Below are 15,581 nucleotides of genomic sequence, written 5' to 3' on the forward strand. Positions count from 1 at the left end.
CAGGAAATCTGCGGCATCCGGATGCTTGGTTGAAGCCCCTCAGCAAGACGGTGGCCAGTTTCCAGATTCTCAGCCTGGTTGCGCCGCGGCCTTGACGAAGCGCAATGCAGACTCCCTCTGCGGCAGGCATCATGACGGCTGTTTAACCTCAGGAGGCCAGCATGCACCCGCAGTTCCATCTTCCGTTGTCGACCTATCCCGACGCAAGTTCCTTCACCATAATCGACAATGCAATTGACCTGGCTCGGCAGAATGACGCCCATCTGGTCGCCAGCATCCCGCAAGTTCGCATCCCCCAGGTCCACCAGCCCTTTCCGACAGTGATCGATGTCGACACATGGCGGGGGCAAGCAGAGCAGTATAGCCGGGACAGCGGGACTGCGCTGCGGGAACATCTCACCCACGCTGTTTCGGAGACTGACGTCCGAATACGAATCCATGGATTCGAGGCCACGGAGCCGTTCGTATATGAACGACTTTCCGAAATTGCCAGGTGCCACGACCTGTCCATCATCGAGTCCTCGGAGCTCTCCCGCCAGCTTTCCGAGACGCTGCTGTTCGGAAGCGGCCGTCCCCTCGTTCTATTTCCCGCCACCAGCGTCTGCTCTCGCGTAGACACGATCGCCGTTGCCTGGGACGGCAGCGCCACCGCCGCGCGTGCCCTATCCTGCGCCCGCATTTTCTTCGAGCGGGCGACCAAGGTGCAGGTCATCTCGATCACCGATGACAAGCAGACCGACGAGGTGAACCGCGCCCTTCTCATCTCGTCTTTGAAGCACTCTGGATTGGATGTGGAAGACGTATCGATCCAGGCAGGTGGAGAGACCGCGACCGCGGCCATCCAATCGGCTGCGCTGGAACGAAAAGCAGACCTCCTGGTTGCGGGCGGTTTCGGCCATTCCCGGCTTCGTGAATTCATCCTCGGCGGCGTTACTCGCGAATTGCTCGTCCACGCTGAGCTCCCGGTGCTTCTCGCCCATTAGAGGAACCGAAGAGCGTTGCGGATGACCGCCACGTCGACCGCCTCCTGAGGCAACACCCGCCGCCGGGCTGAAACTGACGAGGTCCTGAGGCAGCATGCGACGGATGAGATTGCCGATTTGATCGTCATGGGCGCATACAATCACGCTCGTTGGCGGCAGACGCTGTTCAAGGCGTGACGCACAACATGATAGGGCAAAGCAGCATGCCAGTTTTCCTGGCGCATTAACCGAGGGCGGAACATGACCGCGCCCCGTCCCTCTGCTTTGCGCCTTACCCCGACACCAGCGTCCCCCGGTTCCGATGCAAAATGTAAGCAGCAACCACGAAGATGAGCGCTGCGAAGAGGCGGTTGAGGATGTTCTTGTAGGCGCTGAGCCGCGTGGCGAGCAGCATGCCAAAAACGCCGCCGACAATGCCGCCGCCGATGAACTCGGCGGCAAGCCACCAGTCCACAAGGCCCGAACTGGCATAGTTCAGGGCGGTCGCCAGTCCGAACGCACCGACGGAGAGGAGAGATGTGCCGATCGCGTTGATCATCGGCATGCCCGTCGCCAGCATGAGGCCGGGCACGATCAGGAAGCCCCCGCCGATCCCGAAGAAACCGGATGCGGCGCCGGCGGCGAGTGCCACGGCCGCGGTGGCGAGGCACATCCTGAGGTCGACCGGGCGGCCGTCGACGGCCACCGCCTTCCGGGGTTTCAGCATCAGAGCGCCAACGACCACCATCACGATCCCGAAGAAAAAGATCAGGCGATCTCCGTCTATCGCCTTGCCGAGGCTGGAGCCGCCTACGGCGCCGGCGATGCCGAGTGCAGAGAAGACGGCCGCGCAGCGCCACCAAACGTGACCCTTGATCGCGTGGCTGGCAAAATTTGCGAATGCGTTCGCCGAAACAGCGAGCGCTCCCGTGCCGATGGCAATGTGCGGCTGGGCCACTCCCACCACATAGAGCAGAAGGGGCGTTGCCAAGATCGATCCGCCTCCACCCAGGAGACCGAGCATGAAGCCGACGAGTCCGCCGGAGCCGACTGCCGAAACGATAGGATAGTTCACGCCCGTCCGCCCCATACTCTGTCATACAAGGTCATCCCGCCCAGCATCGCGACGACGAACAGGATTGTCGGAGGAAGACCCATTGACAGGGATGCGACTGCCGGGCCTGGACAGAAGCCGCCGATCCCCCAGCCAAGGCCGAACAAGACGGAGCCGATAACCAGCGGCGCATCGATCCGGCGGCTCGCCGGCACATGGAAGCTGTCGTCAAAGGCTGGGTGCCGCATCCGCTTCATCACCTGCACGCCGATGGCCGCGACCGCAACTGCACCGCCGAGAACGAAGGCGAGGCTCGGATCCCAGGCGCCGAAGACGTCGAGGAAGCCCTGGATGCGGACGGGGTTCAGCATGCCGGACAAGGATAGCCCGAAGCCGAAAACGACGCCCGCGGCGAGCGCCGCGACGATTTGGTAGACTTTCCTGTTCATGACCCGACACCTCGCAAAATTGCGACGCCGATCACACCGGCGGTCAGGAACGTGGCGACCGCCACCATCGATCGTGTAGAAAGGCGGGCAAGCCCAAGCACGCCGTGTCCGCTGGTGCAGCCCGAGCCCATGCGTGAGCCGAAGCCGACAAGCAGTCCCGCCACGATGAGCAGCGGCCAGCCGGCGGTGATCTGCACGACCGGCCAGCCGCCGAACACGAGGAGATAGGTGAGCGGCCCGAGCATCAGCCCGAGCACAAAGGCAAGGTTGGTCGTCAAGCCGATCCCTTGCGCGAGACGCCCGACGATCCCGCTGATCCCGGCAATCCGGCCGTTGAGGAGCAGAAGCATGACGGCCGATGTCCCGATCAGCATGCCGCCGAGCAGAGATGGGAGATAGGCGCTCATTTTTCTTCCTTCACGCAGAAGATGTCATAGAGGGCGGCAACCAGTTGCGCGGCCTTTTCTTCCGTCAGACGGTAGAAGATCTGTTTCCCCACCCGCCGCGTTTCGACGATGCCGGAGCCGCGCAGTACCGTCAGGTGCTGCGACAGATGCGGCTGGTGGACGTCGACTTTCTCTTCAAGCTCCCCGACCGAATACTCGTCTTCCACCAGGGTGCAGACGACCATCAGACGCGCCGGATGGGACAGCGTCTTCAGAAGGTTCGCCACTTCGCCCGCGCGGAGAGAAAGCTCCGCAGGAGACAGCCCAGCCTTCATCATTGCCTTCAGATCGGCGGTCATCCCCATGCTGCTCCCTGTAACGCATCGAGCGGAAACTTGAGGTAGCGCTTGCCGTTGGCTTCCGGCTCCGGCAGGCGCCCACTGCGGATGTTTACCTGCAGGGCATGGAGGATGAGCTTCGGCATCGGCAGCGTCTTGTCGCGCTTCGTCCTCAGCGCCACGAATTCTTCTTCCGTCACAGCAAGATGCGGGTTGAACTTCTTCTGATCAGCGACGCTGCTTTCCCAGCGAGGTGCCCGCCCGTCTGGCTGGTAGTCGTGGCCGGTGAAGATCCGCATCTCATCCGGGAGCGTGAGGATGTCCTGTATCGACTTCCACAGGACGCGTGCGTCACCACCGGGGAAGTCGGCTCGTGCGGTCCCGCTGTCGGGCATGAAGAGCGTGTCGTGCACGAAAGCCGCATCGCCGATCACATAGGTGATGGAGGCGAGGGTGTGTCCCGGCGAGAACAGCACCTTGGCATCGATGGAGCCGACCTTGAAGGTCTCACCATGGGCGAACAGCCGGTCCCATTGCGAACCGTCGGTCGCGAGCTCTGGCCAATTGTAAATGCCCTTCCACAGCTTCTGGACATCCACGACGCGCTCGCCGATGGCCGTTTTCGCCCCCGTCTTCTCCTTCAGATACTGCGCCGCCGAGAAGTGGTCGGCGTGCGGATGGGTGTCGAGGATCCACTCGACGCTCAGCCCCTGGTCGCGGACGTAGTCGAGGATGGCGTCGGCATTGATGGTCGCTGTCGCCCCTGACTTCTCGTCGAAGTCGAGCACAGGGTCGATGATGACGCACTCGCTGCTCGCGGGATCTGAAACCACGTACTGAACGCTCCAGGTACGCTTGTCGAAGAAGCCCTTTACCTGTGGACGGCGCGCGGCTTGCTTCTCAAGCCAGCGTGCGGCGGCGCTGGTGTCGTAGCCGCGGCTGAGTCCGAACTCGACGACCTCATCGGCAGACATGCGGCCGTCAAGGACCTCACCGATCAAGTAGAGGCTCAGCGAGCGAGTGCCGGTCTTGCAGTGGCCGAACACAGGCCCCTCGGATTCGTCGACCGCGCGCTGGAACGCACGCACGTCCGCCTCGGTGATCGTGCTGGCCGTGACCGGGATGAACGCATAGGACAGGCCGCAGTGCTTCGCTTCCTGGCTTTCCGCTTGCGTGCCGGGTTGTGCAGGATCCTCGTCTTCCGGTCGGTTGTTGATGAGTGTCTTGAATCCTTTGTCGCGGAGTGACTGGATGTCCTCAATGCTCGGCTGCGTCGAGACGGAAAGCTTCTCGGATATTGCTGTAATGGGCATGACTGGCTCCGTGCTTAATCATTATATGTTATAATATAATATATATCGATATCTCATCAAGATCGGGCATGCAACTTTGTGCTTAGCCTGCGGCTCCCCGAAGAGGAGGAACCGCCATGGCCATGACATAAAAACCGGGTCAGCGCGCCCAGACATCCGACGAGATCAACCGGCGACCTGCGCTGGCAGATGGAGGAGAGGCTCACATCCCGACCAGATAGAATCCAGGCTGACGGAGCTCGATCGGAAGTGGAACATCGAGCGGACGCTCGAGGCGAATGCTTTCACGTTGGTCTTCACGGGAACAGTCCTGGCGGCCGCGTTGGATCGCCGGTGGCTGATCGCCACGGGGTCGTCGACCAGAATTGGCGCTACCTACGACCGTCCTGAATGATCGCTGACTGGCACAATAAGATTAGGCTCTTACGTGATAGGCAAGCGCACGCGCACTTCGACGCCCTCGCTTTTTCCTGAGCGGGGAGACACGACGTCGACAGCTGCTTCGACACGATCTGCGATCGCCTTGACGATGGCGAGTCCAAGCCCCGATCCATCAATCTTGACGTTGCCGCGCTCGAACTGGCGCATCAGGCGATCCATTGCCTCTGTAGGAAGCGTCGCTCCATCATTGGCAACACAAAGAACCCCTTCAGGTTCTAGAACCACTTCGACCGGGCTTCCTCGTGCTCCGTGCTTCAATGCGTTTTCGATGAGATTACGGGAGAGGATTCCGACCGCATCTGGATCGAGCGGCGATAGAACAGGCCCTTCCGGCATAGTCAGCTCAATTTGCCGCTCTCCGGCACGTTCGAAGTCCTCTACGATCATGCGGATCACCGTCCTCAGATCGGACGGTTCGTCGGCGCGCAGCCGACCGCCTTCGGCTCGGGCGAGTTGCATCAGCTTTTCCGACATGCGCATCAGCCGCTTGAGCGTGGCTTCGATCTCATTTGTGCGCTGTGCCGTCAGCCTTTCCTTCGTCTCGGAGCGGATGCGTTGCGCCTGCGCTATCGCGCCGGCAACCGGTGTGCGGAGTTCATGCGCCGCGTTTGCAGCAAAGGCCCGCTCCGCCTCGAACGCGGCCCTCAGGCGGTCGAGAAGCTGATTGATTCCGGCGGAAATCGGCCGCAGTTCACTTGGCAAGCCGCTGTCCGGCAAAGGTGACAGATCCTGCGCTCCCCGACGGGAAAGTCCCTGCCGAAGAGCACGGACCGGACGCAGAGAATAGCGGACCGCGAACAGGATCACCACAAGGCTCAGCGGAATGACAACCAGCAGCGGCAACAACAGCCCGAGCAGCATGCTCTGCGACAGTTCCCGACGACGATCCAGTGGTTCGGCCACAGCGATGACCAGGTTTCCGTTAGCGCTTGCCGCATAATAGAGTTGATGCGTCCTGGTGCGGGAAAACCCCTGTCTCTCGAACGGAGGAAAGATCGAGGCGTCCGCACCCGCCGAACCAAGCAGCACACGGCCTTGTCTGTCGCGCAGGATGAAGGTGACATCCTCGCCGTAGCGAGCCTTTCGTTCTTGTCGCGGATCACGCCCGACGTCGTCGTCCTCCTCATCATCGACGCTTTCACGTCTCTGGTGTCCTTCGCGCAGGTCATGTTGGGCGATCGGCAGGATGCGCTCGGCAGTCGCTTTCAACCCGTCGTTATAGACTTCTTCCATGTCTTGTCCGAGGCGGTGCGCGGTGGCTATGGCGGCCGCGAGCCACAATATGGTCACTGAAACACCGACCGCGACTGCCAGCCGCGCCTGAAGCGAAGACATCATCTTGATGGCCGTCCCAGCCGATAGCCTAGACCGCGCTCCGTCTCGATCACATGAGCCCCCAGCTTCTTGCGCAGCCGGCTCACATGAACCTCGATCGCATTGCTGCCGACTTCCTGATCGAACGAATAGAGCCGCTCCTCGAGTTGTGCCTTGGAAAGCAATTGGCCAGGACGCTGGACGAAAACCTCGAACAGCACCCATTCGCGCGCCGTCAGAGCGACCGGCTTGCCGTTAAGCCTGACGCTGCGGGCGGCTAGGTCGACCTCCAATGGTCCAAGCGTAACGATCGGGTTCGGGTTGCCCGTATAGCGACGCGCCACAGAACCGATACGTGCGGAAAGTTCGTCTAGGTCGAAGGGCTTGACCATATAATCGTCCGCGCCGGCGTTCAGCCCGGCAATTCGGTCGGAAACCTGATCCAGCGCAGTCAGTATGATCACGGGCGTCGCGTCTCCGCGCGCCCTCAGGCCCTTGAGGAAGGGAATGCCGAGGCCGTCCGGCAACATCAGGTCGAGCAGTACGAGATCGTAGGCGGCCGAGCAGAACGCATCTCGCGCCTCGTCGAGGCGGCTCATCCAATCGACGGAATGACCGTCCGCGGCGATCTGGTCACGAATAGCCGTCCCCAGTGCCCTATCGTCCTCTATCAGCAGAACCCTCATGCAGGAATTCTCCCTTCGCCCTCTCTGTAGTCCATCCGCCAGCTTACCGGAAGCTGAAGCAAGATCTTGGCGTCCGTCAGGTGGCGGTCAGTCTGCGGCCTGAATTATCGGTTCGACACCGAGAGGAAACGATGATGAAGACCGGCATCCCCGTGACGCTCGATGTCGTCGGAATCGAGGAACCCACGATCACGTGGTGATCCCTCGCTCTCGCCAATTCTCAAAGGAGACACACGCATGAAACACCGCAAGCTCCTTCTTACCGCGATTGTCGCTACCGGCATTCTCGCCGCCTTCGCCGGTATGGCCCTACCGCTTAATCCATTGAGGCTCAGTGGTACCGACGTCGTGAAAGCGGATTATCGCGAACATGAGAGCAAAGGCCACAGCGAGGAACAACGCCGGCGTGAACACGAGGATGACCGCTACGCTGCCAACGGCTGTGGCGGCCGAGGTGATGACGACGATGATGACGATGGCAAGGCTGGGTGCGACGCTCGCAATCCCCCCATGCAAGAGAAAGCGAATCCCCCGAGCAACAGCCTGTTTACGCCCGGCAGCAAGCCGCGCGCCCAGATGAACTGACCGCACCCGGAAAGGAGATAAACAATGAGGATGAAGTCGTATTTGGCCACGCTGGCCGTCACGACGGCGTTGACAGTACCCGGTCTGGCGCTCGCAACCGAAGTGACCTTCACCACCAGCATGCGCAACTATGGTGGAGACGGAGCCTATCTTGCCTACTACGTGACCGACGCGCAGGGAAAATATGCCGGCAGCTTGTGGATGGCAGGAGGCAAGGCGCGCTACCACGAGCATCTGAGCGGCTGGTATCGGGCCACAGGCGGCGACACAGGCGAAATCAACGGCATCACCGGAGCCAGCGTCGGGGCCGGCCGCTCGCTCAAGATCACACTTGACCTCGCCGATACCCTCTTTGATGCCGGCTATAAGCTGCACATCGACTCCGCCGTCGAAGACATGCGCGACAGCCCCAACGAAATCGTCGTGCCGCTAACCTCGGCCGGATCGGGTCAGGCGGCTAAAGGTAGTCACTACATCGCCGACTTCATCTATACGCGTTAATCTGCAAGGAAATTGCCATGATCCGGTCACTCCACCGCTGGTTCGGGCTGGTCGCCGCTGTGCTTATCGCCGTCATCGCCCTGAGCGGTACGGCACTCTCCATCTTCCCGGCCATTGAGGGGCTCACCACCCCTGTCACTCAAGACATCAGTGTCGCGGAACTCGCGGCACGGATCCAGACAACGGAACCCTCAGTAGAGCTGATCAGGCGCGCGCCATCCGGCCGGATCACGGCACACTATTTCGACGGCGACCAGCCGGCGTCTTCCATCATCGACCCGGCGACCGGCTCGCCCGCTGGCAGCGCCGACACGTCGACCGTCGAGCGTTGGCTCATCGAGCTTCATCGCGCGCTGCTCCTCGACGATAGTGGCCGTCTCATCGTCGCTAGCGGCGCGGCATCCCTGCTGACGCTGACCCTGTCCGGCCTATTCCTGCTGGCGCGCCGTGCCGGCGGCTGGCGCCATATGCTGAAGCCTGCAAAAGGCACGGGCGACAGACGCTTCCATGCCGTCATCTCGCGGATTGCGCTGCCCGGCCTGCTCCTGTCATCGCTAAGCGCACTCTGGATGACCGCCTCAACATTCGGCTATCTGCCGGAGGGGGCCGGCGCTCCGCCCTTCCCATCGCAGGTCAGTGGCGCCATCGGTGCTCAGATCGCCTCCATAACCCTACTGCAGGAGACCCCGGTCGAAACATTTCGCTCCCTCAGCTTTCCGGCTGCCGGCGATGCAAGCGACGTATTTACCCTCAAGACGGCTGCCGGCGAAGGCTATATCGACCAGGGTAGCGGCGAACTGCTCGCCTGGAAGGATTCAAACTGGGTCAATCGCCTGACCGACCTCCTCGCCATGCTGCATACCGGTCAGGGAATGGCGTGGCTCGGCCTGCTTCTCGGTGTTTCCGCACTTGCCGTTCCTGTCCTCAGTTGGACCGGTCTCGCCGCCTGGTTCAGGGGGCGTGGCGAGAAGAAAGGCAGTTCCGTTTCCGCAGACGAGGCCGACACCATAATCCTCGTCGGCAGCGAGGGCGGGACGACCTGGGGCTTTGCCGAAACCCTGAGAAAATCGCTCGCGGCGCATGGCATGCATGTCCATGTCGGTCCAATGTCGAGCTTCCAACCCGCACGCTGGCCCATCGCGCAACGGCTCATCCTTCTTGCCGCAACCTATGGCGACGCCGAAGCCCCGGCGTCCGCGCAAGGTTTTCTGGAACGCTTTCGGCGCACGCCTGCAGAGAAGGGGCTTTCGCTTGCCGTTCTCGGCTTCGGCGACCGGAGCTTCCCTGCCTATTGCGGTTTCGCGGCCGACATCGCGCGGCTGGCGGAAGAGAAGGGCTGGGATAGGCTGCTGCCTTACGACACCGTGGACCGTCAGTCGTCGCCGGATTTTGCTCGCTGGGGCCGTGATCTCGCGGAGATGCTCGGGCTCACCTTCGAACTCGATCACCGGCCCACCAGACCCAAGACCTGGGAGCTTTCACTGGTCTCGCGACGCGACTATGGCGCAAGCGTTCAGGCCACGACTGTGATCCTGCGCTTCACTCCGCCGATGCCGTCCGTCTGGCAGCGTCTGGCCGGCAACGCATTTCCGCGGTTCGAAGCCGGCGACCTGGTCGGCATCCTGCCGGAAGGTTCGGAAGTGCCGCGCTTCTACTCGATCGCTTCGGGCACGAAGGACGGGTTCCTCGAAATCTGCGTCCGCAAGCAGCCGGGCGGCCTCTGCTCCGGACAACTGACAGCTCTGGAACCCGGGCAGACGGTGACGGCCTTCGTTCGCTCCAATCCGAGCTTTCGGCCTTTACACAGCGGCAGGCCCGTCATCCTGATCGGCGCAGGCACCGGTATCGGACCTCTTGCGGGATTCGCCCGCGCGAATAGGGCCCGCCACCCCATGTATCTTTATTTCGGAACACGTCATCCGGCGAGCGATGCTCTCTATGCGGAGGAATTGTCGGACTGGAGGCAGGACGGCCGGCTGGCAGGCGTCTCCACCGCTTTCTCGCGCACCGCAAATCCGGCCTACGTCCAGGACATCTTGCGCAAGGATGCCGCTAAGATCGGTAGACTCATCGCGGCAGGCAGCCAGATCCTCGTCTGCGGCGGCCGTGACATGGCGGCGGGTGTGGCCGCCGCTCTCTCTGAAATCCTAATTCCGCAGGGCGTAAGTCTTGCAGCACTCAAGGCAGAGGGCCGTTATGCCGAAGACGTTTACTGATCTCGCCCGCCATGCCCTGAACGGTCCCACCATGGGCACACGCTGGTCTGCCCTCTTCCACATGCCAGACGGCTTTGAAACCGCTGGGGTCTACGCCGCGATGGCGGGTGCTGTCGCAGAGGTCGATCGGCAGATGTCCACCTGGAAGCCCGAAAGCGATCTCAATCGCCTGAACGCGGCCCGTCCTGGCGAATGGGTCGCCCTTCCCGAGCAATTGGTGAAGGTGCTTCAGGCAGGCCTTGCCGTCGGCGTGGCTTCAGGCGCAGCCTTCGACATCGGCATAGGCGATGCCGTCGCCGCGTGGGGATTCGGCGTTGGAGAAGCCGACGCACAGGCAATAAAGGCTGCTCGCCGCTTACGCCGTAACCCGGCTCATGACATCCTGGAGCTCGACGCAGCTAACGGGCGGGTGCGAAAGCATGCCGACATGCGCTTCGACTTAAACGGCATCGCCAAGGGCTACGGTGTCGATCGGCTGGCGGAAGCCGCCGCTCTGCACGGCATAGAAGCGGGTCTTTTTGCCATTGACGGCGAGCTACGCGCCCGCGGCGCGCAGCCTGACGGCACGGGCTGGGCGGTTGCGGTCGAGAAACCTCATCGTCATCAACGCGCGCCGCATTCCATCATCGAACTTGAGGATGCGGCCGTCGCAACCTCCGGGGATTATCGCCATTGGGTGGATGTCGGCGGACACCGCCTCTCCCACACCATCGATCCATGCCGCGGCATGCCGCTTGAGGATTCGCCCGCCTCGGCGACCGTGATCGCTCACGATTGCATGAGTGCGGACGCTTGGGCGACGGCAATGATGGTTCTTGGCGAGCACAGAGGGCTGAAATTGGCGAAGAGGCTGGGCCTCTCCGTGGTCTTCCTGTTTCACGGCCGTGAGGGCGGGGCAGGATGTGGCGTGTTCGCCAGTTGCTGAATGCGCATGCCCACCCGAAAGATTGCTGCTCGCGGATAGCGGTATCTTACATCCTGCGATAGCGAATTGAACGAGACGTTCCGCGAAATCAATTGCCGGTCACGCACGTGAACCGAGGCTCAAAGTGGTATCCACGGTGCTCCGCGACGGTGTCCCGAGCCTGAGGGAGAGGCGCCCGAATACTCGTGTCGAAGATGATCGTCAGCGACAATGGCAGCGAGTTCACCAGCAACGCGATCCTGCAGCGGAGGCGCAATTCGCGGTCGGCGAGGACCACGATGTCCCGCCTCATCTGAACTTGATATCACTCGCTTTCTGGGAAACGCGGACGTTCCAATCCCGTAGAGCATCGCACGCCTCTGCTCGCGTGGGTGCGCCGATGCGTCCGCCGAACACCTGGCATTTGAGAGCCGCCGCCATCGATGACAATCGCATCGTCTCTTCGATCGGCAGGCCTTCTGCGATTGCCAGCGCGAAGGCGCCGTGGAAGATGTCACCGGCCGCAAGCGTGTCGATGGTTCTCACTTTCGGCGCGGCGAGGTGACGGATGTCGCCGCTTGGGTCGTCGAACCACAGGGACCCGTTTTCGCCAGCCGTAACGCTGATGAAGGCATGTTCGAATTTCCGTTTTAGCAGGCCGACGGTCTCGACGAGATCCGCCGTCCCGGCAAGTCGCTCGGCCGCAGGCTGTGAAAACACGATGTGGCTGGCGGCCGGCGCCAGCATCTCGATGACGCCCTCGCCGGCAACGTCGCCGTCCAGTATGGCGGGTTTGCCCGCCTTGCCAGCTGCGATCAGCGCCCGCAGTGCAAGCTTCGGCCATCGGACATCGACAAGCACCGCATCGAAAGCAGACATCTCCTGCTCGGTGACCAGCCTCACTGTATTGTGGAGCCGCTCGTCGTAGAAAGGCACGATCAGGCGTTCGCCCTGATCATCGATGAGGATCGTCGAGACGGCCGAGCGGGCGCCCTGCACAACCGTCATGCCGCTCGTGTCTATGCCGTCATTCCCGAGGTCGGAAAGGATGCGTTCGCCCGTCGTATCGTTGCCAACCGCGCCCCAGAGGCTGGCATAGCCGCCAAGCCGGGCGACTGCGAATGCCGCACTCGACGCCATGCCTTCGGCGACTTGCAGCATCTCATAGGGCAAGATCTTGCCCTGGCCCGTGGGCAATGAGCGAACGCGGAACAGGGTGTCGAGCACCGCTGCGCCGATGCAGAGCACGCGGCGTGGTGGACCGGGCGGCGGGCCGAAGGCAGAGGAAGTCATCGGCGGTCGTCTCACATGCTCACTTGACGGCGCCTGCCGTCAGACCGGCGACGATCTGCCGTTGCGCAAACACGGTCAGGATCAGCACCGGCAAGGTGACGATCAGCGCGGCTGCCGCGAGCGGTCCCCAACTGACCTGTTCGAAAGACAGCATATTGTAGACGGCGACCGGCAGCGTGCGTGTCTCGCGGCTGGCGAGCACGATGCCGAAGACGAAATTGTTCCAGGAGAAGATCACCGACAGGATGAAGGCGACGACGATGCCGGGCCTCGCAATCGGCAGGGCGACCAGGCGGAAAACCTGCCAGGGCGTCGCGCCGTCGATGCTTGCCGCCTCCTCCAGCTCCATCGGCGTCGTCTCGAAATATCCGATCATGATCCATACGACGATCGGCACGGTGACGACGAGATGGATGATGATCTGCGGCATCAGCGTACCGAGCAGGTTCAGCCATTGGAACAGCAGGAAGAGCGGAATGAGGAAGGACAGGCCCGGCGTCATGCGCGCGATCATGATCACCATCGCCGACTTCTCCGCCTTCAGACGCGCGATGCCGTATCCGGCCGGCACGCCGATCAACAGCGCCAGAAGCGTAGCGGCACCCGTCACCAGCAGTGAATTCCAGAGATAGAGGAAGAAGTTGTTCTCCTCGAAGACCTTCACATAGTTCGACCAGGCGAAACGTTCCGGGATGAAGATCGGCGGATAGGCGCCGTTGTCGATCTCATATTTCAGCGACAGCGAGATCATCCAGAGGAAGAACAGCACGACCGGCGAGATCATCACCAGCGCGACGAACAGCAGTCCGATGCGGTCGAGCGTCTTGCGCTTCATCAGCGTGCCTCCCCGTCGGACCAGTTGACGCGCTGCCGGATCATCATCAGGACGAAGGAGAGCAGCACGATGAGGATGAAGAAGACGACCGCCATGGCGGAGCCATAGCCGATGTCGTAATAGGCGAACGCCGTATTGTAGAGATAGATGTTAATCGTTTCCGATGCCGTTCCGGGACCGCCCTGGGTCATGGCATAGATGATGTCGAAGCTCTTCACCGCATCGATGCTGCGGATGATCACGGCGATCATCAGGAACGGCGCGATCATCGGCAGCGTCAGATAGCGGAATTTCTGCCAGACATTGGCGCCGTCGATCTCAGCGCTCTCGTAAGGTTCGCGCGGAACCGCGGCCAGGCCGCCGAGCACGATCAGCATGACGAGCGGCGTCCACTGCCAGCTTTCGACCAGGACCAGCGAGGGAATGACGCTGCGCTGATTGTAGATCCACTCCTGCGGGCCGATGCCGACGAAAGAGAGGAGATAGTTGAGCACGCCGAGTTGCGGATGGTACATCATCGTCCAGACGAGCGCGATGGCGACGGGCGTCGCCATCATCGGCATCACGAATATGCCTCGAATGAGACCGCGCAGCGGGAATTGGGCATCGAAGATCAGCGCGGCGAGCGTCCCCAGGAAAAGGGGAACCACGACGGAAAGCGTCGTATAGAGCACCGTATGCCACAGTGACTCCCAGAAGCGCACGTCGGTGGCGAGTCTGATATAATTGTCCAGCCCCGCAAAGACCTGCGACTGGCCGAGCGTCCAGCTGTTGACGCTCATCCACACCGTAAACACCCATGGAAAGACGATGACGGCTGAGATGACGATGAGCGCCGGGATGACGAATGGCCAGTAGTTGGGAGCAAACCGATCCGGTTTGCTCCTTCCTTTCGACGCCTTGGCCATAGCGGCCGTTTCGATGCCTGCCGAGGCCATTATCCCTCGCTTTTCGCCAGGACGGGTTCGAATTGTGCCGTCGCCGTCTTCAGTTCGGTTTCAGGATCGGCGCCGCCGATCATGTTGGTGAGACCGACGCCATAGATGTCGCGGAACTCGGTGACCGGAATGATGACCGGCAGGGCGAGCTGCGAGATCTTGCCGGAGCCGGCAACGGCATCCAGCCATGTGCCCGGCATCTTGACGCCTTCGCGGACCTTGGCGTCCTCAAGTACGGACTGGCGGAACGGAACGCCGGCACCGGCCTGCAGCAGGCGAGCGCCCATGTCGTGCGAAATCGCCCATTGGCAGAACAGGTAGGCGGCTTCCTTTTTCTGGCTTGCCGCGACCACACCGAGGCCGTCGCCGAACGTGCCTGCGGCTTGCGCCTTCGGTCCTTTCGGCATGATGCCGTAACCGACCTGGCCGACGACGCGCGACTTTTCCGGATTCTCGATCGGCGGGGCGAAACCGACGCCATCGAGCCACATGCCGATCTTGCCTTGCAGGAAGGCCGACTGCGCCTCGGCCCAGTTGAAGCCGGAGACGCCGGGAGGGGCGGTCTTGGTCATCAGCCTCTGGTAAAGCTTGGCCGCATCGATCGCTTCGGGTGACGTCGTGCGCAGCTTGCCGTCCGGGCCGAGCGGGCTCGAGCCATAACCGAGCAGCAGCGTCGTCCAGACCGGCGTGTTGGCGTTCTTCAGGCCTCGGGCGACGAAGCCGTAGGTGTTGGTCGACGAGTCGGTAAGCGCTTCGGCCGCACTTGCCAGTTCTTCGAAGCTCTGGGGATAGGCAAGCCCCTTCTTCTCGAACAGCGCCTTGTTCCAGTAGATGATCCAGTAATCGACCGAGAAGGGAAGGGAGCGCAGAACGCCGTCGCTATCCTTGGCGAAGGCGAGGCCTGCTTCGGCGAAGTCGCTTTCCGTGAGAGACGGTTCGGTCAGCGAGGCGTCCTTGAGGAAGCCGCTGATATCGGCAAGCCAGCCGCCTTTCTCGAACTGCCGCTTCTGGACGTGGTAGCTGAGGTGCACGACGTCGAAGCTCGGCTTGCCGGAGCTGAGCTCGATCGTCGTCTTCTGGCGCTGCTGCTGTTCGGGCGTTGCCTCGGCATTGACCTTGATGCCGGTGAGTTCCTCGAACTCGGACAGGTACTTGGTCAGGATTTCGCTACGCGGGCTCTTGACCAGATTGACCTCAAGCGTGGTTCCGGCAAAGCGCTTCCAGTCGACCGCGGCGGCGGCCGGGCGCATACCGAGCATGCTGCTCGCCCCGAGCGCGGCCGTACCCGCCAGAAATTCTCTGCGCGACGGATTGAAGAATGATGGCATGTGAGTCCTCCTCCTTTTGCGCCGGCGATCTCCTCACC

The 15,581-nt window shown here is 62.0% G+C and carries 16 protein-coding genes and 1 pseudogene; 6 read left to right on the top strand and 11 right to left on the bottom strand.

Features of this window, described 5'->3' with window-relative positions:
• Positions 1–161: 161 nt before the first annotated feature.
• On the top strand, positions 162–983 hold the full coding sequence (locus tag HJB91_RS14840) for a universal stress protein (protein WP_221147019.1): 822 nt from the start codon (positions 162–164) through the stop codon (positions 981–983).
• Positions 984–1,055: 72 nt separating this feature from the next.
• Positions 1,056–1,210: pseudogene (locus HJB91_RS31255) on the top strand (universal stress protein); the annotation flags it as partial.
• A gap of 44 nt (positions 1,211–1,254) precedes the next feature.
• Here HJB91_RS31255 and HJB91_RS14845 read toward each other — a convergent pair.
• The 7 genes from HJB91_RS14845 to HJB91_RS14875 form a co-directional block, all read right to left on the bottom strand.
• Positions 1,255–2,037 carry a sulfite exporter TauE/SafE family protein gene (locus HJB91_RS14845; RefSeq protein ID WP_409078120.1) on the bottom strand — a complete coding sequence of 261 codons (783 nt, stop codon included), beginning with the start codon at positions 2,035–2,037 and terminating at the stop codon, positions 1,255–1,257.
• On the bottom strand, positions 2,034–2,465 hold the full coding sequence (locus tag HJB91_RS14850) for a YeeE/YedE family protein (protein ID WP_210631986.1): 432 nt from the start codon (positions 2,463–2,465) through the stop codon (positions 2,034–2,036). The genes HJB91_RS14845 and HJB91_RS14850 overlap by 4 nt, the downstream gene beginning before the upstream one ends.
• Positions 2,462–2,872: a YeeE/YedE family protein gene (locus tag HJB91_RS14855; protein ID WP_210631987.1), complete on the bottom strand. Its 411-nt coding sequence runs from the start codon at positions 2,870–2,872 to the stop codon at positions 2,462–2,464. The genes HJB91_RS14850 and HJB91_RS14855 overlap by 4 nt, the downstream gene beginning before the upstream one ends.
• Positions 2,869–3,216 carry a sulfite-sensing transcriptional repressor BigR gene (gene bigR / locus HJB91_RS14860; RefSeq protein ID WP_210631988.1) on the bottom strand — a complete coding sequence of 116 codons (348 nt, stop codon included), beginning with the start codon at positions 3,214–3,216 and terminating at the stop codon, positions 2,869–2,871. Before bigR ends, HJB91_RS14855 begins: the two co-directional genes overlap by 4 nt.
• Positions 3,207–4,502, bottom strand: a complete 1,296-nt coding sequence (blh, locus tag HJB91_RS14865; protein WP_221155152.1) for a bifunctional sulfur transferase/dioxygenase Blh — start codon at positions 4,500–4,502, stop codon at positions 3,207–3,209. Before blh ends, bigR begins: the two co-directional genes overlap by 10 nt.
• Positions 4,503–4,925: 423 nt before the next feature.
• Complete coding sequence (locus tag HJB91_RS14870) at positions 4,926–6,281, bottom strand: ATP-binding protein (protein ID WP_259665270.1); 1,356 nt, start codon at positions 6,279–6,281, stop codon at positions 4,926–4,928.
• Positions 6,278–6,943 (bottom strand): response regulator transcription factor, encoded by a 666-nt coding sequence (locus HJB91_RS14875; RefSeq protein WP_210631990.1) that lies wholly within the window; start codon positions 6,941–6,943, stop codon positions 6,278–6,280. Before HJB91_RS14875 ends, HJB91_RS14870 begins: the two co-directional genes overlap by 4 nt.
• Before the next feature lie 237 nt (positions 6,944–7,180).
• On the opposite strand from HJB91_RS14875, the gene HJB91_RS14880 reads away from it, so the two are divergent.
• The 4 genes from HJB91_RS14880 to HJB91_RS14895 are packed head-to-tail and all read left to right on the top strand — an operon-like array spanning position 7,181 to position 11,170.
• On the top strand, positions 7,181–7,528 hold the full coding sequence (locus HJB91_RS14880; protein WP_221147023.1) for a hypothetical protein: 348 nt from the start codon (positions 7,181–7,183) through the stop codon (positions 7,526–7,528).
• Positions 7,529–7,558: 30 nt separating this feature from the next.
• Positions 7,559–8,029 (top strand): DUF2271 domain-containing protein, encoded by a 471-nt coding sequence (locus HJB91_RS14885; RefSeq protein ID WP_221147024.1) that lies wholly within the window; start codon positions 7,559–7,561, stop codon positions 8,027–8,029.
• 17 nt (positions 8,030–8,046) lie between these two features.
• Entirely contained in the window at positions 8,047–10,245 is a 2,199-nt protein-coding gene (locus HJB91_RS14890) for a PepSY domain-containing protein (RefSeq protein ID WP_221155155.1), read from the top strand.
• The gene (locus HJB91_RS14895) at positions 10,226–11,170 is read left to right on the top strand and encodes an FAD:protein FMN transferase (RefSeq protein ID WP_221155157.1); all 945 of its coding nucleotides are present in this window, start codon (positions 10,226–10,228) and stop codon (positions 11,168–11,170) included. The genes HJB91_RS14890 and HJB91_RS14895 overlap by 20 nt, the downstream gene beginning before the upstream one ends.
• A 288-nt stretch (positions 11,171–11,458) precedes the next feature.
• Here HJB91_RS14895 and HJB91_RS14900 read toward each other — a convergent pair whose 3' ends face one another.
• The 4 genes from HJB91_RS14900 to HJB91_RS14915 are packed head-to-tail and all read right to left on the bottom strand — an operon-like array spanning position 11,459 to position 15,543.
• Complete coding sequence (locus HJB91_RS14900; RefSeq protein WP_221147027.1) at positions 11,459–12,442, bottom strand: sugar kinase; 984 nt, start codon at positions 12,440–12,442, stop codon at positions 11,459–11,461.
• 19 nt (positions 12,443–12,461) lie between these two features.
• The gene (locus HJB91_RS14905; protein WP_210631996.1) at positions 12,462–13,277 is read right to left on the bottom strand and encodes a carbohydrate ABC transporter permease; all 816 of its coding nucleotides are present in this window, start codon (positions 13,275–13,277) and stop codon (positions 12,462–12,464) included.
• Entirely contained in the window at positions 13,277–14,215 is a 939-nt protein-coding gene (locus HJB91_RS14910; RefSeq protein WP_221147028.1) for a carbohydrate ABC transporter permease, read from the bottom strand. The genes HJB91_RS14905 and HJB91_RS14910 overlap by 1 nt, the downstream gene beginning before the upstream one ends.
• Positions 14,215–15,543 (bottom strand): ABC transporter substrate-binding protein, encoded by a 1,329-nt coding sequence (locus HJB91_RS14915; RefSeq protein WP_221155159.1) that lies wholly within the window; start codon positions 15,541–15,543, stop codon positions 14,215–14,217. Before HJB91_RS14915 ends, HJB91_RS14910 begins: the two co-directional genes overlap by 1 nt.
• Between the last annotated feature and the right edge of the window lie 38 nt (positions 15,544–15,581).

The organism is Rhizobium sp. NLR10b (assembly GCF_019685435.1).
Taxonomy (GTDB): Bacteria; Pseudomonadota; Alphaproteobacteria; order Rhizobiales; family Rhizobiaceae; genus Rhizobium.